Raw genomic sequence first — 20,777 nt, forward strand, 5'->3', positions numbered from 1 at the left:
GTTGAAATGTGAGAAAAATAATCCTCATGTTGCAGCTTTCTTGAATTCATCTTCAATAACCAAAACCCGCAAGTCTGATTTTTATGTTGGGAACGGTGTCCCATCTGTTGTGAACATTTTATAACTGACCTGTTTACCATCTTTATTTCATAAAACATGTAGACAAATTTGTTATGCATTTAATAAATTTATTTATATCTTTGTTAATGAATCAGAAAAAATAAGCATTTTTATAACACCAAAATTTAACTAGTATTGTGAATATTTTAAATACTTTTTGTGCTTATTTTTGTGTTAAATTTCTAGCGTGGTTGTACAAGTTGGCGTATATTTTCACCAAGAGAAATTCTTCCTAATTCAGAAATAACCTCAATTGGTACGCCAATAGATGTAGCTGCGTCTGGGATTGTCACGCGGCTATTTCTGAGCATAGCTATAACCTGGCGTACTTTAGCAACAACAGGGTCATTGTGCTGGGTATAACCTCGATTAATAGCGATTCTTAGACCAGTTTCAATATCATCTACTGTAGCCCTGCGGTTTTTATTTATTAATAATTTTTGTTGCCCTGGAATTGCATTGGCAATTTGAATACCGACATATCCAATTTTTCCACCTGGTCGAACAATATCGAAGTTGTAAAGTCGCTTTTGTCTTTTATTATCTACAGTTTGAACAAGCAAATTAGTAATAGTAGTTGTGGTAGAACCCGGAAACTTCAGCGGTTGGATTACTCGCATAAAAATAGTCGTAGCTTGTCCACTTTTTAAATCTGCATCTGTGGTGTAATTCAATCGGGAAGGGTCTGCTAATAAAATGTAAGTGATCTTTTCGTCAGTTTGACTAAAGCTGATAGGTATAGCACGTCCTGGAATAACTTGAACTTGAATTTTATTGCGTATAGCTATATCCCTTTCAATGAATCGATATGCAGGAGTCTGTGCTTGTGTAACAGGTGTTGTTACACCAGTTATTAAGGCGCTAGTAGCAATAAATGGAACGAAAAATAGTTTCATATTAATTTGATATTTTTGATGAAAAACTTTGATTAATTCAGATGAATATCATTGTTCAAATTTTAAGAAATTATTGACAACAACTGAAACCTCCATACCTTCAGGTAGATATTGAATATTCGGGCGTTGCAGCAATTCCTGAACCGCTTGGTCAGAACGTCTCGACAAGCGATCGCTCACCGGAGTGAAAAATCCCTCCAACGCCGCAGCCCATATTTGCGGGTCAGAATTAGTAGTAACGGTACTTTGATTAAAACTACCACCAGAAACAACGGTGCTAGATTGAGTGCGGGGTTGATTAACTATACTGCCCACTTTCCCCAAGCTACTGAGTAATCCCACTAATAAATCTTGTTTAGCAATATCTGATCCTGCATCATGCAGCTTTTGAGCAATTAATGGTTGCTTGTTGCCACCGCGAATTAATAGCGTGTTAGCTGGTATTGTTTTCTGCTTGACTTTACCTTGAGAGTTAGGGTAAATGAGTGCGATGCCAGTAGCTGACACTAAATTATTCTTTTTACCTACAGCTGCGGTTTGAGCAACGACAACAGTACCCGCCGGAAGTGCCACCGTACCATCTGTAGCTTTGAGAGGTGTGGTTAACTCTACTGCAAAGCGGTCATTGGGGTTCTGACCACCTTCATCCCAAATCATGGGCATAATTACTTTCGCAGCGGTAGACTCACCGAGTGCTATATCCTTAACGGTTTCTGTTTGCGAGTTGACCAAACCTACAGGGGTACGATTGAGGATACCAATCATGCCAGGAGACAAGCTATCAGTTTGATTCTCAATACTTTTGGAGCCAATTAAAACTGTTTGTAGTTCAGTTTCTTGAGGGATGGGTGTACTTAGTTTGGGAGTTTTGAGATTTTTATGACCTAATGTTTTATTATCTAGTGTCGGTTGTTCCTGAATAGACATAGGTGCCGAGTTGCTAATTTGCGACTGTCCCAAACTAGCCAGTTGATTCCATTGCTGCAAAGCATCGGCAATAGTTTCAGGCCTGTTAGCTGTTTTTTGGATTGTCGATGGTGTAGTCATAACAGGACTATGTATTGGAATTGGAGAAGAATACCGTCTGACAATATGTGCAGGTTCAGCAACTCGTGGCGTAACGGTTTGGCCTACTGTCCGCGTTGGTGTGCGTTGTGGTTTAGCTGGTAATGTGGCTTGAGGAGAGGGAGTAGGAACTGGTTCAGCTTTTAGTTGCTGCTGTTGGTCTTGAAAGGCTAATCTACTTTTGAGTTCAGCTGATTCATCTAAAGGTGGTTCACTTGTTGGTGAGGGATTAGTCGCTTTTGCTGCTTGTTTAGCAGGAGGTTGCGGTTGCAAAAAACCAAACCACAGCAGTGAGCCGGATGCAATTACTGTTCCTACCAAAGTGACTACTGATACTAGACGCACACCCGGTTTTTCTGCTAGTGGTCGCTCTAGTGCTTTTTCCGCATCTTGTTTTAAGCGATATTCTTCAGAAATCAGTTGACTCGCAGCAGGGTTATAACCAGCCAACCACTGCTCTTCTTCAGGGCTGATATCCTCGTCAGCAACGACAACGGTTGAGCTAGAACCATGATTGTTGTTAGTAGTATTTGATTCGAGAGAATAATGAACAGAATTTCCATTCAGGGAATTAAATTCGTGATTTTGATTTGAATCTTCCATAATTTCACTGTTCGCTCACTTAACAACACATTCATCAGCTTTTTTGCATATTTAACGTCGTTGTTGAGGATTAAACTCAACCATCCTGGTAATTTGCAATCCAGACGAGCGCATTTCGTAGATTTTCTGTTCTATCAATGGGGCATCTTTTCCTAGTGGGGAACGAGGAATTTCTACTGCTTGAACGGTAAATGTGCGGTTAAAAGAAATACGTTCATCTCTGCCAGTAGTGCGGTCAACTAAAATGCGAGTAGCAATCATGTCAATTTCCCATTCACCGAGTCGAACTGCTCTTGGTTCTGAAAGATAGGAAATAATTGTTGTACTGCGAAGTTGACCTGTAAAAACCCCGGTTGGAACTAATTCAGCAATCTTCGGTAGCGATGCTTGAGCGAATTTGGGTTCAAGGAGTAGAGAAGCAAACCAAGTAGCGGTGGGTATACGTCTGTTACCAACTTTAATTCCAGAATCTGTTTGATTTTGATTGCTACCCACCAATTTATCATCCCAGTTAAATGTCAGCGTTGTCCAATCGCTCACTACTTTTTGAATCACTGCTGGATACCGCCAATTGCGGTCTTGTTCAGCAATGTAGACTGTTTCACCGTTGACTAACTGAGCAAATGTTGTCTTCCGTTCAGCGATTTTATTGACTTTAAAAGCAGTGAATAATGTCAATAAAAATATCAGACTATTGAATCCTGTTAAGCAAAGAAAACAAACCGCTAAAAGGTTTTTAGCTTCTGGTAATAACGGAGTTTGAGGTCGTTTTACTTGCATCATCAACCTTTACGTAGTAAAGCAATACTAGTTGCTGTGCCAATAGCACTGCTGAAAATATCAATCAAGCCTTTGACATTAGCAGAAATACCGTTATAAATTGCCATTCCTCCACCTCCAGCTATTAGCACTGCTAAAATTGGTGCAAAGATACTCAAGAAAAACATAAAAGCGAAATCAGAGGCTAATGCAGCACCTGATTTGACCAAGACAACGGCAGTCAACCCCACTAAAATGTTGTATCCTAGTTGAACACCAAATAGAGAAATAAACCCAGTTAACCAAGCCCAAATCGGACGACCTTGCAATGGTAATAATGATAAACCCATTGCAATTGGAGCAAACAAAGCAGTTAGCAACAATGCAGCTTCTAGAATATTTACAAATCCCCATTGCAAGGCATAAAGAATAAAGCGAATAATGGGAATAGCCGTATCTCGAAATACACTGCCTGGGTCATTTACAAATTCAATTGCAGTACCAATTTGACCAGGTAAAGTTCTAGACCAAATAAACTGAGCAAAATCTCGCAGGGGCTGAAGTGGAGATTCGGCTTTCTTCTCAGCTTCAGTGACGATAGCTTGGGCTTGTTCTCGCTTTGAATCCCAGCATTCGATTAATTCTGCACCTACTTGTCCCTGACATTCACTGTAAAGGTTTTCTAGCTGTTGTTTGGCAATACTACTAATAGTGACATTAGCAATTGCAGACTTAAATGTTAATTCACTAACTTGTATTTCCAGGATATTTTGTACTTGATTATAAGCAAATCCTCGAATAAAAATAATGGTTTTGGCTAAAAAATTACCATTACTGCCCAGAAATATCATAATTACAATTGGCCAGACAAAAATACTTACTAATTCTGACCAAGATTGTTTTTCAATAATTTCTTTCCCAGTTGTTAGCGCTACAAACAATATACTAGCAGCGCCCAAGGTGATACCTAAATCAACTAAGCCGTACCATAAGCTAGACTTTCCTGAATCTAGGGTAACTTGCCAAACCAAATTCCAAGATTCAACTGTGGCACGAGATAATTCTAAAGCACTAGAAACAATTTCTAACGCTTGAGTTTCTCCACCAGTTACAGAGAATGATTGAGCAATCAGTTTCATCATGACCAATATCACGCTTCGTCGGCTAAAGATAATTCAAAGTCTCGTACCAATGTAATCATCAAAAAATTAGAATTATTCAGAACTGGAAATTAAGGGTAAAAAGTTATTATGATAAATTTATATCTGTTTCTTGAAGTTCTACTTTTTACACCACAGTTGAATTAATAAATCTAATTGTTTTCACCCAAAGTAATTCCACCAGGCATCATTAATAATCCAGCTTGTTGAGACATAGCATTACCTGCGGCTATAGTTTTTCGCCTGTCAGCAGTATTGATAGCTGCAAGTTCTTTAGCTGTTTGAGCAATCAAAGTGTTGTTTAATGCCCGGTCAAATCTTGCTTGCTGGGCTTCTTGAAGGATGCGCTCATTAACTTTACTATTGAGTGCTGTTTGTTGGGATAAATTCTGTAAAATCTGTTGGCTGACATCTAAGCTTTGCGATTCTTCACCTAAATTGATAATCGCTTGTGTGTCTTGTCGAGTTGCTTGCTCTCTTTGAGTGATTTGAGTTTGGGCTGTTTCCCCTAAAGTTGCTTGATTAGCAATTTCAGTGACAATATTTCTCGTCGTATCCTTGCCGATATCTTGACGAATTCCGTAAGAACTTTGACCATTAGTTTTATTTTCCAAAATCTCGGATAAGATAGCTCCAGGGCTGTTACTAGCTGAACCACCTAAAATCTGATTCCACAATTTAGCAATATCGGGAATTTGCAATGCCCCAATTGCTGAGTTGATTAAATTATTGATTGGACTCAGCAAGTCTTGTTGGACAAAATTTTTGACATCACCAATAAATTCATTAATTTGATTGCCAGTATTTTCAACAAAAATATTACTACTATTTGCTTGATTACTAACATCTATACTGTTGGTATTTTGAGTGTTGGCAATTGCTGGTTGATGAATAGAAATAGCACTCAAAATTAAAATCATGCTTGTATATTGAGTTGCCATAAATTTGAGTTTCATTACTAATCTCCGTTGGTTAAGTTTCAGTGTTAATTACTTGTGATTACTTGAGCTAAAAGCTGCCAATCGCTTTGGCAATTACTGCACTTTTGAAAACTACTGATTTAACGAGTGATTAATGCTTGATGTGGTTGATGCTTACTTGCAGTTTGTTCAGTAGAATGAGGTGGAAAATCGAATATATGTGGTTGCACAGGTGATAAATTTTGCCCAATATCCTGGAAATCTTTGTTTTCTTTCAAAGCCGATATATAAACATCTGTAAAAGCTCTGAGTCCTAAAAGTCTGCCTTTTGCTGTTGCTGGATACTGTGCCATTACCCGTTCTCTTGCTTCTCGTTCATCTTGGTTATTGGCCACACTAGCCAGCATCATCTCTCCAGGGTAAAAACGAGTTCGCCAAAATCGACCGCCTGTTTCTATTAACCAACAGGAATAAAGGTCGCTAATTCGGGGTAAAAACGCTTCTGTGGCATTTGGGCTAATGATATGGGCAGGATAACCGAGATAACGCCCAAAAGAAGCAACTCCAGTGCTGGTAATGCGTCCAGTGATGCGGTAAGTCATGTTTTGCATGATTTGAGCGCCGGTTGCACACTCACAAATCGTGTCTGGATCTTGAGATAGCAGCAAAACTGCAATACCTTCCTTGCGTCCTGTCGCACAAGTTTCACCAATTACTTGAGCAAACCCATCTTTACGTAATAGCACTGAAAGTTCATCGCCAATAAACAAACTTTTGGGATGAGATAAAGCATTGCGGATGCAAGCAGTATGGGCATTAATCGCCATCAAGTACGCATCCTGTTCGTTAGTTAATCCGCTCAAAGCAAAGAATTTAATCGCCGGTTCAGGGGAAAATGTGCTTGGGCGGGCGATCGCTTTCCCTAATCTTGATGACAGCAGCGCACTCACTTGATTTTGAATTTGGTTGAGTGCTTGGCGGTCAATCTCTTCAAATGACCGTAAATTCAAACGTTCTCGCGTACAAAACTTGACGAAATCCGGCAGCGTGGGCATTTCCTGCCATTCTGAAGAACGCCAACCCTTGGCGAAAGCCCGGTTATAACGAGCGATAATATCTGGGTCTTTGAGAAACACATCTAAAGCCTTGACCAACAAAGCATCAACTCGTTGGTTCAAGTGGGGATTTTCGATTTTACCCATAGCGATCGCCACCAACGCTTTACGAATAAAATCCTTCCAAGATTCCATCCGTCGTTCCCGTTCTGGCTTCTCAAACCGACGCAAGTCTGGCGGTTCTAGTAAATTACTACTGCCACTAGCAATGTCGTAATATGCACCTTGTTCTCCCAGTAGTTCAATCGCCGTTTTAAAAGTGCTGTTACCTCCGGTGGAAATATCCATTCCGACCACAGGAATATTGTTAGCTAAAGCTTCTTGAGCAAATCGCCAGCCTAAAACACTCTTGCCTGAGCCAGAAGTACCCGTAATTAAAGCGCGTCCAATTTGTTGATGAAACAAATCTACGTAAATTGGTTTACCACCACGATTTGTTAAAAATTCTACACCTTGCGCGTCAATATCTTTGGGTAAAGTCAGAGGCATCAATCCAGCGATTGTTTGTGTATCAAGTGTTAATCGTCGCTCACTCAAATTGCCATCATGTAATAAGCGTTTGCAGGTAATCGGTAAAGTTTGTAACCAGACTTCCCAAGCAATGTTGCGTTCGCGCAGTACCTTGGCAGTTTCAAAACTGTTAGCCAATAAATTACAAGCATGAGTTAATTCTTCCGTACTATTACGGTATACCAAAAAGACTGGCGCACAATGCAATGCTTTCGTACCTTCATACAACCGCCGCTGGGCTTCAAAAGATTCTTCTTGCTTAATTTCTGCACCTATATCACGTCCCTGGCCTTTAGTTATGGCAATGGTGCGGGCTGCTTTCGATTGCTTGGCTTGACGCGCCAAGTTGTCTTGAATCAAAAAGTCATTACCACGGCTGATTTCTACCCAGGCTTCTGTATCATAAACATAGCTGGACGATAAAATTTTCCACACCCACTTCAGTTGTTCTTGAGCATTCGTCCAACCTAACGGTGCATCCGCCATTGTCATCACACCGCAGACTTTGCCTTTACCTGTGAGATAAACTCGGTCACGGTCACCACGATGTTCTGGACAAGCAGAACGTCCTTGTGTACCTTCAATTAGTAGGGTGCAGATATGTTTATTTGTGGTGACAGTTTCGGTGAGTTGTATGCCTGTGGCGGTTTCCTCCAAGGTGATAACCTGGGGAATAGGTGGGGCAGTACCTGCATTAAATCTGTTCCACAGCCATTGCCATAAATCAGCGGCACTACAAGGCGTAACTTCCAAGCCGACTTTAGTATTTAGTAACACTTCCCAGGGAATAAATCCTTGTTGAAAGCCTTGCAGTAATAATTTTTTAAAGAATGTCTCTTGGTATACTCGCTTATTGCCTGTAATCAATTCCACTGCCCAAGTGCCTAAATTCCGGCTTTTTTCAATCACAGCACCAACAAAATCTTTTTGCTGGGAACTACCTTGAACATCGCTTGTCCAGGTACAAAAAGCTATTTGCTGCCACTGCTGGCGTGTACCTGCGTTTTTCAGTTCCTCTACTCGCAGTTGTTCGTTGCGAATTAAAACAGAAATCGGTTTGAGGTCACAGTCGTTTGCTAAGGTATTGAGTTGAGTTTGACGTTGGGTATCATCACTGTAGCAACCTGTACAAAAAGTAATGCGCTCTCCTAGAGGTACGTCTTTCATGCCTTCGGCGATCGCTTGAGCAAATTCGCTGACTTCACTTTTATCCAATATGTCGTGCAGTCCAGCAATTTGAAACCCAAAGACGAGTTGATATTGCGATTTTGCTTGCTCTAATAGTAATGCTGCAACTTCCCGGTCATCCTTTTTAATCTCTGCAATACAGCAGATATTTACCTCATTTTGAAAGGGCATAAATCTGCTTTTGCCTCCATACTGATTTGGTACTATCAGGGGTTTAAGCCGGATGTTGATTTGTGAATCACCGTAGCGACGACGTACCCAACCTGGACGGTTTTCTGGTAAAGGTGAAATATAAATATTATTACCGTTGTACCATTCACTGCCGGGTGGGTTACGCCATTTATCTAAAAATTGGTGGGGTTGGTTGCCAGTTAAAATCCACCAACTAATAATTAGCCAGAATGATGAGACGAAAAACCAACCCATGCCTAAACCGAATAAACCATTGGTCATGAAGTAGGAAACGATGATGATGGCAATCCAGGGGCCAAGTTGGTCAGCGGGGATTGGCCCGATGCTGGCTTGCTTACCTAAAATCCGATTAACTTTGATAAATTCGTTATGCGGATTATGTTCCATAAGTCATGATGATGAGTTTCAAGTAACACAAATACAGGTTTGATACTAATTGAAAATTAGTAATTGGTAATAGTGAATCTGAACCCAAAAAGTAACTAATGAATTAAATTTGCATCTTGTTTGGTTTAAATCAGTAAATCTTGATTTGCAAATTACGGCAAATTTACGGTAAATAAAGTACAAATTTGAGAAACCAAACTATTAGAAATTAGGCAAAATATCTCTCAAAAACTCTTAATACCAAATTAATATGAAGCTGCATACAATAAGATGTCGAGAATAATTGAACGCAGATGCACACAGATAAACGCGGATAAAGTCAGATAAATCAATGGGTTTAAAAATTATGTGCAACCTCATATAAAATTGGTATAACCCTGTTCTGTCAAAGTGGGGAAACGCAATACCTGAAAGCTTTACGGGGCTTTAGTTTTGACATTTTGTCCTCAGATTTTATTTTTTAATAGGAAATAAAGCACCAAACTTTTGTGAAATCAGAGTTACAAAAGATGAATTCAATTATTGTTTTCCGAGAGTGACAGAAGAGGGATAAGTTCATTTCCTACCCTGCGGTAACACATTCGATGAACGTGGTTCATTTTTCCGTAATTTCTGCTTAATTACTGACTATATGTCAAGAGTTTTTCAAATTTGTTTCGTGCTTCCTGCTATGATTAACAACATTTTTTAGGTATTTAGTCCATTTACTTGATTTAATTGCTCCTTTTTAAACTGGAGTATTTAGAGCCTGAAATAAATCAAAATTCAGAATTTAGATTCGTGGCTATTGTTATCATTTTGATGGGTGCTGGTGTAGAAATCCACAGACAAAATTACGTTCTGTCTTCACTCCTGAAATTATCTGCTTCACCTTAACCACCGGCTCCTGTGCTATTACCAATAAAGATGAAAGTGATAACATCAATAGCAATCACAATTGCAAAAGCCAAACCAACTTGAGTAACAATTGGTCGCCAGTCATTACCTTGTTGTGCCTGGTTATAGGCAAATAAAGAAGCAGCAGCCACCAGCAATAAAAACGCTCCGCGAATGATGTTAAATGTTAAACCAACAACGTTAGCATCAAGCGTTGCCGCACCACTACCTCCAGCTTGTGAACTTTGTTGGGCTAAATTAACGAAGAAGTTTTGTAACCCGCCTAAGAAAATGGCATGGGCGGGAGTTGTCATGGTGTCGAGTAAAGCGGTAATTGTGATAATGGCGGTGACAAGATGCCAAAAGCGGATTCTTCTACCTAAATACTTTTCTAAAATTGGTACTGTACGAATGATATAACCGACACTCAAGAAAACAATACTGGCACATCCTAAAAGAGCCATGAATATCGGTTTGGTAACCAACAAATAAATTCCTATCGCCAGAAATATAGCAATGAAAAATAAGTCAGTGTAGTTTATATTCTGATTCTTGAAGTTATGGTAAAATTTGGCAGACGACACCAGTTTTAACTGAGAATTGGGAAATTGTAAATTATTCATACTTCTCTTCTCGCGAAAATTAAAATCATTCAATTCAAAGGTAATTTGCTGATTTATATTCTCGGTCACATTAAACTTGCAATTCTGATTTGTTAGCTTTAGTTTGAGCTTGTTGCTGGCGTTGTTTGGTGTTATTTTTACCAGCTTGGTTAGAACGAGTTGATTGCTGGCTGTCTAGTAACGCTTCCATTTCTTGCAGTGGGATACTACAATACCTGATTTCTGGTGGTTGGTCTGGTGCTAAAACGGCATCTAAAACTTGTTCGTTGTCACGCTTGGGATTAAATCCCTGAAGTAGTTGAGTACCATTCGTCAATTTCACGATTTCAAAATCGTACTTGGCTTTGCCGTTTTCGGCCCAGGTGAATGTTGGTTCATCATTACCATTAAATTTTTGTGGTAGTTGTGTTTGCAACTTTTGAATCAATTCTTGGGCGCTAGCTTTGAGGGCATACTCCTCTTTTGATTGCGGCAATTTGCAGATACCAGTTTTTTCATCAGCGGTAAGATTATCTTCAAAGATAGTCCACTGTCCCTGAGTGCGAGTACCCGCAAACAGTGTTTCACTTTGGTTATTTTCAAGCGCAACTGCTACATCCGCAGATATCCCTGTTTGTTTACTCTGTTGTTTTACCCGCAAAGTTTTGTTCTTAGAAATGGCTATACCATCTTCAGGAGATTGGTCAAATAACTCACTGGCAACTTTAGCAAAGCCAACTAAAGCATCAGCACAAGCAATTTGTTGTTGCTGAAATTGGCGTTTTTTCAGATGTCCAATAACATTAGTATCTGGTTGATTTGGAGATTGAGGTAGAACGCTTTCTTCAGTGGCTTTTGGTTCAACTACAGAACTGTTTTGCTGTGCTGCCATTTGCTGTTCTAACTGGCTAACTAATATTTCTAAATTGTCAAGTCGTTTGGAGATAATTTGCAAGTAATCTTCAATTTGTTTCAATTGTTCAGTAATGCTGGCATCTTTATCTAACTCGAAAGGTTGAGACTGATAATTAGGGTTTAATTGAGAGCCTAATTTGTCTACTTTAGAGCCGATGTTTATGGTAGCTGCTGCTAGTGGATGATCTGGTTTTGATGATTCAGTTGTTGAATAATCTTGGAAATTTTGAGTGTTTGAAGATTTTGCACAACTGAAAGTATTTGAGGTATTGATAAATTCTGATGAGTTAGGGTTTATCTCCTCTAAACGGCTGGTGAGATTATCTACTCGGTCATTCTGCTTTTGTAGTTCTTTGAGAATTCGTTTTAGCCGTTTTTCATCAGCCTCAGCTGCAAGTTGTTCTAAAACTCCCTGTCCGACAGCAATTCCCAGTGTTCCCAGTTGTCCAGCTAGTCCGGCTAAATTCACTCCGTTGACTTCGCGTCCGTTGGTGGCAGCTGTGGCGCTTAAACGAGAAGCTTCATCTATTGGTGCTCTGAATTTGGATTTTTTGGTAGTAGCTTTATTGGTTTGGGGTTGATCTTGAGTTTTAGTTTGTGTCTTGGTTTGAGATTTGTTTTGGTTTTTAGTTGGAGTTTTAGCTTGAGTTTGAGCTACGCTAACACGACTCTGAGATAATTCCTCTTCTTCTTCTAAGTCGTCTAAATCGTCCAGTTGATTGTTAAAATCGTCGGTTAACAGGTCGTCAATTTCGTTTATTTCTTCGTTTTCGTCGTCTAAATCGAGTAAATCATCTTCTAATTCGTCACCCAAATCATCCAGTTCTGTTTCTGCAAAACCGCAGATTTCGGCAATGTTAGAAGGTGTGAAGTAATTTTCATCTTTGTTGGTGATGCCTTCCAAGTTTTTAATTAGGTATTTACCACTGGTTCTGTGGCTGGGGTCACTGGTAAGGTAGAAGCGATAGCCTTTAATTTCTTCATCGTCTCCACCTCCCACACAGAGTTCTACAGTGATGGGTGCTTTACCTGATTCTCGACTGTAATCTTCTACATAAGCTTTAAAGTCTGCGTGGGATTGAATAGAACAATTTGCCAGTGATTGTGCAATGGCCTTATCGAGCGTGTTTTCTATATGGCGGAGTTTGCGGCGGTCTGTCAGGTTTTCCCAGGAGCGAGTTTGAGTTTGTTTTCGCTTTGGTTTGGTCGGTGTTTTGGTAGCCATAGTGACGATGACGCTGTTGCCTTAGTAGGTAAGGTAACAAGGCTTTGTCTAAGATGACATTGACCTTTTGGCTATTTATCTGTTGTCCAGTTGGCTATTGTTGATGTTCGGTGTTAGCGATTCTCACAACATTATTTTATAAGCACTCAGATACAGACAACCTTATTTGTCTATTTGTAACGTTAGATTTATTATTATTTGCAATCCAAAAAAGCACAGAATAATATTGATTTAGAATCTTTTGGCGAGCTACTATAAGTATTTATAAATATATGAACACAAAAATTAATCAAGTTCAACATCGTTTAGCAATTGGAAATGAGCAAGAAAGGCTGGCTGCTTTAGCAGAATTATTGGAATATGGACAACAAGGCTTTGACTGTTTCATGGAACATTCTCTAAAAGATAAATCAGAGAAAATACAACAATCAGCTTACTGGATTTTACATGGCTATAATCCTTATTTAAAAAGTTGTACAGAAGAAGGTAGAAATATTTATCCCACAGATACTATTACTTGTTTGGCTATCAGTCCTAATAATAAAATTATTGTCGGAGGAACTTGGCAGAAAATCTGGGTATGGGATTTACAAACTGGTGAAATATTATATAGCCTCTTTGGACATTCTCATTGGGTTTTATCTGTTGCTATTAGTCCTGATTGCAATACTCTTGTTAGTGGTAGTGCAGACCAGACAATTAAAATATGGAATCTGACGAATGGAAAGCTAACTAAAACATTAAATGGTCATTCTAGCTGGGTAAATGCTGTTAGTATTAGCAAGGATGGAAATACTCTTGTTAGTGGTAGTTCTGATAAAACTATTAAAACTTGGAATTTACAATCAGGTCAATTAAATAAAACTATTAATGAAGACGGTAATTTGTCATCTGTTTTATGTTTAGCAATTAGCTATGATAATAAAGTCATAGTGGGAGGGTGTACAAATAACAAAATTGTTTTATGTGATTTAGAAACTGGTAATATAATTAGGTATTTAGATGAACATAATAGTTGGATTCAAGGAATTATTATTACTTCAGATAATCAACAATTAATTAGTGCTAGTCGCAATGGAGAGATAAAATTTTGGCAAGTAGTTTCAAGTTCAAAAGATAATTCTTATAAATTAAATCGGCGTACATTTTTCATACAAGGTGTGATAGATATAGTTAGTATTGGACTTTGTATTTTAATAGCAGGTAAAGTACGTACATTTTTTGACTATAGTTCTTATATTTCCAATCAGCTACTCTCTATCCTAGTAAGAAGTATTGCAGATATATTAGCATCTGGACTATTTATTTTCGTAGCATTTCTAGGACGTGGAATATTTGGGATTGTTGATGATAGCTCTTCTAATCAATTACCCATACAAAGTTTAGAATCTATTAGAACTGATAAATATGAAATGCCAATTTATGCTTTAAATGATTACCCACTCAATGATCATATATTTATCTTTTGTCATGGTACAACGATCAAAGTTTATTCACGAAATGAAAAGAAAATTATTTATACCTTGTTTGAAGAATCTAGTTTTATTGGTGCTTTAAAAATTAGTTATGATGGACAAATTATAGCTAGTGCTGGAAATAATTGGTTAAGATTGTGGAATTTTAACACAGGAAAGCCACTACATCCATTAAAAGGACTTTCTTATCCAAGGCTAAGTGAAATTATTATTATTCAGTCTTCTCAAGAAATATTCTTTAGAGAATCTCATTTATTCACTGTTAAGGGATTAGACCAAAACAAAAGAGAAATTGATATAGATATGAATCAGGTAAAATGGGAAGCTACAGGAGGTTATATTGAAAAAGGATTATTTACTGCAAGACGACAAGAAGGGAATTTTGAAATTAAAGCAATCTTTGGTATTTTTGAAGTATCTTTGCCTATTAAAATTATTGAACCGCCTAGAATTACACAACTAATATTGTATACTACTAGCTTAACTCTAGAATTTGGTCAATCACAAAAAATTATAGGTCAAATATTAGATCAACGCGGTAATATAATGCCAAACGAAACTATACTTTGGACAGAAATTGCTGGTGGTGAAATAGATAAAGATGGATATTTTAAAGCTGGATATGTTCCAGGAAATTTTGAGCTTATTGCTGTTGTTGGTTCAATACGGAATATTGTAAATGTCCAAATAATTGAACCTCCTAAACTCAACCAATTAGTTATGGTTTCTTCAACTTTTAATTTATTTGTTAAAGAAAGTTTTTATTTTGTAGTTAAAGGTATAGATCAATATGGCAATGATATAACAATAAGTCAAATTAATTGGAAGGCAAGTCAAGGAATAATTGATAACCAAGGTTTATACACGGCAGGAAATCAAGAAGAGAAAGTAATAATTCAAGCATCCGTAGGAGATATCAGTACACTTGTAGAAGTTGAAATTCGAGAACCTTCTCGACTAACAAGAATAGAAATTTCGCCACCATCTATGATTTTATTACCAGGGAAAAGTTGTTATTTTTCTATCAAAGGTTATGATCAACGTCATGAAGAAATGTCTGTAAATAATATTACATGGAGAACAACGGATGGTTCAATTGATAAATATGGAAATTTTTCCACTTTTGATTATCAAAAAGGTATCTGTCAAGTCAGTGCTAAGGTAAGTAATTTAACTGTTACTGCTGAAGTGAATGTACCTGTTGTTTTAAAAGGTTTAGCAATTTATCCACAAGAAATAGAACTTCAACCAGAAGAAGAATATCAATTTACTCTCATTGCGTTTGAGCAAACAGGTGAACCTTTAAATCCTGAAAATGTAATTTGGAAAAGCACAAAAGGTGGAAACATTAATGACAGTGGTTTACTGGAGGTTGATTATAATACAGAGCCAGAAATTACCGTAAGTGCTACCATAGATAATATAAGTGTTAATGCTAAAGTAATTATTTTACCTGTTTTAAAACGTTTAGAAATTACTCCCGATTTTGTGTATCTAAAACCTGGTGAAGAAAAGTTATTTATTGTTAAAGGATTAGACCAATTTGGTAAAAAAATTGATCCTGGAGAAGTATATTGGAAAACAACAGGAGGTAAAATTGACCAGAACGGTAATTTTATTATAAGTGCAAACAATAAACAAGTTATTCTTAATAGTAAAGTAATCGTTACCTCAAAATCTGTATTTAAATATAGTCGTAAAAAAAGAGAGTTTTTCCTATTTCTAGGTATTATAAATTTAATGTTATTTAAATTAATTTCTTATGAAGAACTTATAAGTAGTATATTAAATCCTAATATAGCATCACCTGATCTAGAAGCTATAGATGTAGATTCCACAAATTCCGATTCTCCAACATCAAATACAGAAACAAACGATAAAATAGCAAATATTAGGGAAATTATATTAATATTTTTTAGAGAAATTAGTGATTTTTTAGAAGGATGGATAGTTAAAAAATCGAAAAGAATTTTAGCTAAGTTCTTTAAATCTTGGAGTATGTTCTTTTTCAACGAAGTATCTGCAAAATTATCAGTTTATGCTGATGTAATTGTTTTGCAAGTTGACGGAAATACCTATAAAGATTTTAAATGTCTCCAAATTATTGAGCATCATTCACATTGGATAAGTTCTTTAGCTATTACTCTAGATGGACAGAAACTTATTAGTTCTAGTTGGGACTACACAATCGGAATCTTTAATTTAAGTACATATAACATAATTAATGTATTAAGAAATCATACAGATGATTTTGAATGTATTGCTATTACTCCAGATGGACAAGAAATTATTAGTGCAGGTTGGGATGGTACTATTACGTTTTGGAATCTTAATAAAGGTTGTTTAATTAATGCTTATGATTTTTCATATAGAGTTGTATTGGTAGCAGTTACGCCAGATGGACAACACTTGATTAGTGGTGAATTTTCACAGATTGTAAAAATATGGGGTTTAAAAAACCAAGAAGTGATTCATACTATAAAACCTCGTTCGGTTGATAATGATCATCCTTTTTATTGGCATAAATGTATTACTATAACTCCTGATTCACAAAGAGTAATAGTGGCCAGAAAGAAAATCGAAGTCTATGATATATACACTGGCAAATTACAGAGTATTATAGGAGGAGATTTAGGAGGTATTTATGCTTTAGCTATTACACCAGATGGAGGTAAACTCATCAGTAGCTATGATAAAAAAATTATAGTGTGGGATTTGACAACAAAGTCTCAAGAAATGATTCTAGTTTTAAATAGTTATGCTGACAGAAATATTGATCTCGTAATTACTCCAGATGGACAAAGACTTGTATCATGTGGATTTAGAAATCATAACACCCCTGAATTAGATAATAAATCATTCATTGAAATATGGGATTTAAACAATGGTGAACGCATTCATTACATGCAAGAGTATACAACAGAACATAATTTGATTTATTGTTTAGCAATTACTCCAGATGGAAAAAGAATTGTTACTGGTTATCAGAATGGAACTATTAAAGTATGGGGAAATCCAATTCTCAATTCATAACTGTAGTTCAACAATATTTTGACCGTTGCATTCGTTACTCCTTGTTGATAAAAATGACTGTGGTTACAGATTAGAATAGTATCATTAATAGCTGAGGCTATTGAGTACGTAAGTAATAATTAATACTGCTTCTGTACCACCTTCGCCAATTTTATCAGTTCAATTCTATATTCTGATTTCGATTGTGGTTTCTATGATTCGATATCTGCTGTTTACTATCTAATGATACTTGGGTTGAGTATAGCGATCGCCCAGAAGACATCTGTGCTGATAACCGTTCCCTCTCTAAAACCATCTCCTCCAACTCACTCGCGGCTGCTTCTGACAGCGGAAATATCTCCTCACTCGTGTGAATATTCCCTCGGCAAATCGTCCGCTTATTCTCATTTCGCACAATAAAGTCACCACTACGCTGAACATAAGCCGTCCATTGTCCACCAATCTTGAATTGCTCGATTTCTTTACTTGCAGATTGGTTGGCTATTCGCTGTTCATAGGTAATAGAAATTGCACCTACCAAATTATCAAACATTTCCTTGCGCCAAAATTCTCGGTGAACGGCTCGAAACTGACCAGCAGTATCCAATTTAGCTTCAGATTCTGGTAATGTTACCTCTGGCAACTGTATCGACTCAGGCTTAACTTTCAGGACAACACTAGAATTATCTGGTTGCAAAGAAGCTGTAAATGTAGTTCCAACAGGTAACTTAGGACTATCAGGTGCAAAAGTGCCTAAATTTTTACCATCAATTTGTAATATAGGTGTCCCGTTGTAACGATAAAAATCTGGGTGTGATGCGGGTAACTCGAAAACGCCTACTTCCAAAATCACACTGCGCTTTTTCCATTGCTTACTCGCGAAATCCTCATCAGCAAAATCATTGTATTTGATACCCAACACCTTAATTTCATCAAACTGAAAATTCTCAAGTTGCTGGCATACCTCCTCAGTCAACAAGTTATACGCTAAAGCACCTACACCTGCTTCTTGACGTGATTCTGCCCAACAATGGTCAGTCGGCGGGATAATTCTTAAATCTCTGGGGATATCCAACACATCTAAATCGTTAACATTTTCGCCAAATTTAGCTGCTAATTTTGCCGCTACTTGAGGTGATAAATCTTTAAAAGCAAATTCAATCACAGGTAATTGCGGATGAATTGTGGCATCAAACTCAATTTTCTTTCGCTCTAACGACTCCTTCCATTTGATAGCATTTTCACCAAACGGAACAGTCAAAACATAAGTATCTCGTGGTAAAGCCGCACTAGGCAATTCATAATTATGCTCAAACGCAAACGTAATTTCCATTTGGGCTGCCAGTTGTAAACAATCTCTGCGGTGTCTATCTAATTCTGGACGAGTATGTTGCGTATGCCACAATGCTGCTGCACCTTCTACCCGTTCCTCTGGTGTGGTGAATAACTCATCAATTTCTGCGCGGTAGCTTTCGTAAAGCTTTCCCAATTCTTCATTGAACGCCTCTTTATCATCGCCTATCCGTTCTTTAATTTCCTCCCTCGCTTGCTGGAATCGAGTTTTTAATTCTTCCGCCCATTCCAAGGCATCTACAGATAATGTGTCTTTAGGAAACAAATAACGAAACTCATGCCTATCTCGGCTGCGAATCCGTGTTGGTTCCCACAAGGGATTGACTACTTCTCTAGCAATGACATTAATTGCACCAGGAGCATCTGCGGGCAGAGCAAAAGAGCGATAAAGCCGTTCGTCTTTTTTAAAGTCAAAAAAGTAACTCGGATGCGATTCTGACCATTGTTTGGCATCCGCTAATAAATTTGCACCATCAATTTCTTTGATGTCCTCTAATCTTTCCGCACTTTTGGGTGAATCTACTTCTACTTGCAATGCCTGAAACAGACGATTCAGCAGCTTTCTTTGTCGTCTAGCGAATCGTTGCGGATTTTCATCTGCGCGGGGCATTGAGGACTGCACCCGCCCAATATTTGTTGCCACCAGCCCCACCTTATTTTGGTTGGCAACCGCAGCAATTTGCGATAAATCACGGTATTTCAAATTGCCTTCTGCATCTGTAATTTCCGTATATGGCACTTTCGGGCGCTGTTTCACTGGCTCAAATCTGCCTGGTTCACCAGCGCGGAGTGTTTCTTTGGCAATGTTGGGCAGTTTACTAGCTGGACTCACCATTAACTGGTCACCGTCAAAATCAGCTTGGTGGTATTCCTCAGCATCTTTGGGGTGAATCCAAACAACATTGCGGATTTTCTTTAATTCTGGGTCGTGAATGTTGTGGTAGAGGCGGATATTGTCTGAGTTGACGATGGGGTAACGGGTGAGAATAACATCGCCTTCTGGTAGATGGGGTACGCAAATTGTGCCACGGGGCAAGCGATCGCATGGCATGGCCATACCGGAACTATGGCTGTATCCACTCTTAATCGCTAAGTCCCGCCATTGATTGGCAACATAATCAGTAGCAAACTTCCGAAATTTGGGGGTTTCAACTAATTGACCGTATTTATCGCTGCGGAGTAGAGAAATCCAGCGAGATTCCTGCACTTGCTGGTTCGTATCACCTTCTATTTCGTTAACTGCTTCTTCTGACAACTCTTGCTGCGCTTGTTGTTGTTTGTCGTATTGTTGAACAATGTATTTTGCCAGGGCTAATGGATTACGTTGTAACTCGGCGAGTGCTTGAGCTTTTTCTAGGGTCGGTTGGCTGAAATCTTCCTTGACTGCTGCTTCTGAGTACCAGATGGTAAACTGCCAACTGTTATCGTAGCTGGTAGCTTTGGCATTTCCTCGATTACCGATAACTGCTTGGGGAAATTCATATTCACCGCAAGGTATCAAATCTTGGAGGTGCGATTTTTTGATGCCTTTGATGGAGGAAATGTCCATAATGATGTCGTAGCCTTGAGCATCAGTTAATTTCGCATCTGGTAAAAAAGTGCCTTTGGCTAAAAAGCTAGTTTTCGGAGATTGGGAGTTATCAGTTTCAGCCCAGCATTTCATCCAAGCAAATCGAAATTGCAGGGGACAGTTGCGTTCTCCTCCCAGTTGTTTAGCCAGTCGAGGCGAAATCTTGCCGTGACAGTCACCCGTTTTGTCATCAGCGTACTGTGGGTCTGTAAAGTCCACGATTTTGATTCGTAAGTTAGTAAATATCTCTGAGCCTTTGTAGCAGTTGCTCACTAGTAAGGAACCATAGCGACAAGCAGTATCTGGTTCTGTAGCGAATAAACGGTTAATTTTTTTACGTAGAGAATCATCTGCGAAGTAATAGTTTTTGCCAGAACTAAAAGCTAACTTGCGGCGGATACCATCTTTAAATGTTCTGGTTTTTAGATGATTTGCGTCTGCATTTTTACTATCAATTTTCACCAAGAGTAGAGATTGCAACTCTTCCGGCTCGAATATTCGTGCTAACAGGGAATTTTTGATGATTTCTGGCTCGGATAAATATCTACCTCTGCCATTGTTGTAAGAGCCATCGAAGATAGGCACACCCAGAGCAGAATCTTCTAAAACTCTAGTAGTTAAATTCATTACTAGTAGTTGGCGAGAGAAGCAAAAAATTTTGATGTTTATCCTGGCATACAATTAGGTACAGCAAAATTGGCCAAGTGGACAATTTATTGGGTGTATAACAAACACAATTGATTGGTAATTAGCTCTGCTTGTAGACTTACCTTCCTCTAAGTAGATGTTGTTGTAGTAATGTCTGCGGTCAGTTTAGCGATCATACCTACGGCA

10 protein-coding genes are annotated in these 20,777 nt (G+C 38.2%); 1 reads left to right on the forward strand and 9 read right to left on the reverse strand.

Features of this window, described 5'->3' with window-relative positions; all coding sequences use genetic code 11:
• Positions 1 to 302: 302 nt before the first annotated feature.
• The 8 genes from H6G73_RS17340 to H6G73_RS17375 all read right to left on the reverse strand — a co-directional run bounded on the left by H6G73_RS17340 (position 303) and on the right by H6G73_RS17375 (position 12,533).
• Complete coding sequence (locus H6G73_RS17340) at positions 303 to 1,016, reverse strand: hypothetical protein (protein WP_190606730.1); 714 nt, start codon at positions 1,014 to 1,016, stop codon at positions 303 to 305.
• Between the two features lie 48 nt (positions 1,017 to 1,064).
• Positions 1,065 to 2,684 (reverse strand): TrbI/VirB10 family protein, encoded by a 1,620-nt coding sequence (locus H6G73_RS17345; protein WP_190606732.1) that lies wholly within the window; start codon positions 2,682 to 2,684, stop codon positions 1,065 to 1,067.
• A 51-nt stretch (positions 2,685 to 2,735) separates the two neighbouring features.
• Complete coding sequence (locus H6G73_RS17350; RefSeq protein ID WP_242034232.1) at positions 2,736 to 3,467, reverse strand: hypothetical protein; 732 nt, start codon at positions 3,465 to 3,467, stop codon at positions 2,736 to 2,738.
• Complete coding sequence (locus H6G73_RS17355; protein WP_190606734.1) at positions 3,467 to 4,585, reverse strand: hypothetical protein; 1,119 nt, start codon at positions 4,583 to 4,585, stop codon at positions 3,467 to 3,469. Before H6G73_RS17355 ends, H6G73_RS17350 begins: the two co-directional genes overlap by 1 nt.
• 170 nt (positions 4,586 to 4,755) lie before the next feature.
• Positions 4,756 to 5,559, reverse strand: coding sequence for a hypothetical protein (locus H6G73_RS17360; protein ID WP_190606736.1), 804 nt, complete (start codon positions 5,557 to 5,559; stop codon positions 4,756 to 4,758).
• Positions 5,560 to 5,663: 104 nt separating this feature from the next.
• A complete protein-coding gene (locus H6G73_RS17365; protein WP_190606738.1) occupies positions 5,664 to 8,915 on the reverse strand; it encodes a hypothetical protein in 3,252 nt (1,083 codons plus the stop codon).
• 872 nt (positions 8,916 to 9,787) lie between these two features.
• Complete coding sequence (locus H6G73_RS17370; protein WP_242034233.1) at positions 9,788 to 10,255, reverse strand: hypothetical protein; 468 nt, start codon at positions 10,253 to 10,255, stop codon at positions 9,788 to 9,790.
• A gap of 229 nt (positions 10,256 to 10,484) precedes the next feature.
• Positions 10,485 to 12,533, reverse strand: coding sequence for a hypothetical protein (locus H6G73_RS17375; protein WP_190606743.1), 2,049 nt, complete (start codon positions 12,531 to 12,533; stop codon positions 10,485 to 10,487).
• Positions 12,534 to 12,805: 272 nt separating this feature from the next.
• On the opposite strand from H6G73_RS17375, the gene H6G73_RS17380 reads away from it, so the two are divergent.
• Complete coding sequence (locus tag H6G73_RS17380) at positions 12,806 to 17,041, forward strand: WD40 repeat domain-containing protein (protein ID WP_190606745.1); 4,236 nt, start codon at positions 12,806 to 12,808, stop codon at positions 17,039 to 17,041.
• A 154-nt stretch (positions 17,042 to 17,195) separates the two neighbouring features.
• Here the strand turns inward: H6G73_RS17380 and H6G73_RS17385 are convergent, their stop codons facing one another.
• Positions 17,196 to 20,570 (reverse strand): RNA dependent RNA polymerase, encoded by a 3,375-nt coding sequence (locus H6G73_RS17385; RefSeq protein ID WP_190606747.1) that lies wholly within the window; start codon positions 20,568 to 20,570, stop codon positions 17,196 to 17,198.
• Positions 20,571 to 20,777 lie beyond the last annotated feature (207 nt).

It is taken from the genome of Richelia sinica FACHB-800 (assembly GCF_014698825.1).
Taxonomy (GTDB): domain Bacteria; phylum Cyanobacteriota; class Cyanobacteriia; order Cyanobacteriales; family Nostocaceae; genus FACHB-800.

Coding starts and splice junctions, on each gene's coding strand:
- H6G73_RS17340 (WP_190606730.1), bottom strand. CDS start 1,016: ATGAAACTATTTTTCGTTCCATTTATTGCTACTAGCGCCTTAATAACT.
- H6G73_RS17345 (WP_190606732.1), bottom strand. CDS start 2,684: ATGGAAGATTCAAATCAAAATCACGAATTTAATTCCCTGAATGGAAAT.
- H6G73_RS17350 (WP_242034232.1), bottom strand. CDS start 3,467: ATGATGCAAGTAAAACGACCTCAAACTCCGTTATTACCAGAAGCTAAA.
- H6G73_RS17355 (WP_190606734.1), bottom strand. CDS start 4,585: ATGATGAAACTGATTGCTCAATCATTCTCTGTAACTGGTGGAGAAACT.
- H6G73_RS17360 (WP_190606736.1), bottom strand. CDS start 5,559: ATGAAACTCAAATTTATGGCAACTCAATATACAAGCATGATTTTAATT.
- H6G73_RS17365 (WP_190606738.1), bottom strand. CDS start 8,915: ATGGAACATAATCCGCATAACGAATTTATCAAAGTTAATCGGATTTTA.
- H6G73_RS17370 (WP_242034233.1), bottom strand. CDS start 10,255: ATGGCTCTTTTAGGATGTGCCAGTATTGTTTTCTTGAGTGTCGGTTAT.
- H6G73_RS17375 (WP_190606743.1), bottom strand. CDS start 12,533: ATGGCTACCAAAACACCGACCAAACCAAAGCGAAAACAAACTCAAACT.
- H6G73_RS17380 (WP_190606745.1), top strand. CDS start 12,806: ATGAACACAAAAATTAATCAAGTTCAACATCGTTTAGCAATTGGAAAT.
- H6G73_RS17385 (WP_190606747.1), bottom strand. CDS start 20,570: ATGAATTTAACTACTAGAGTTTTAGAAGATTCTGCTCTGGGTGTGCCT.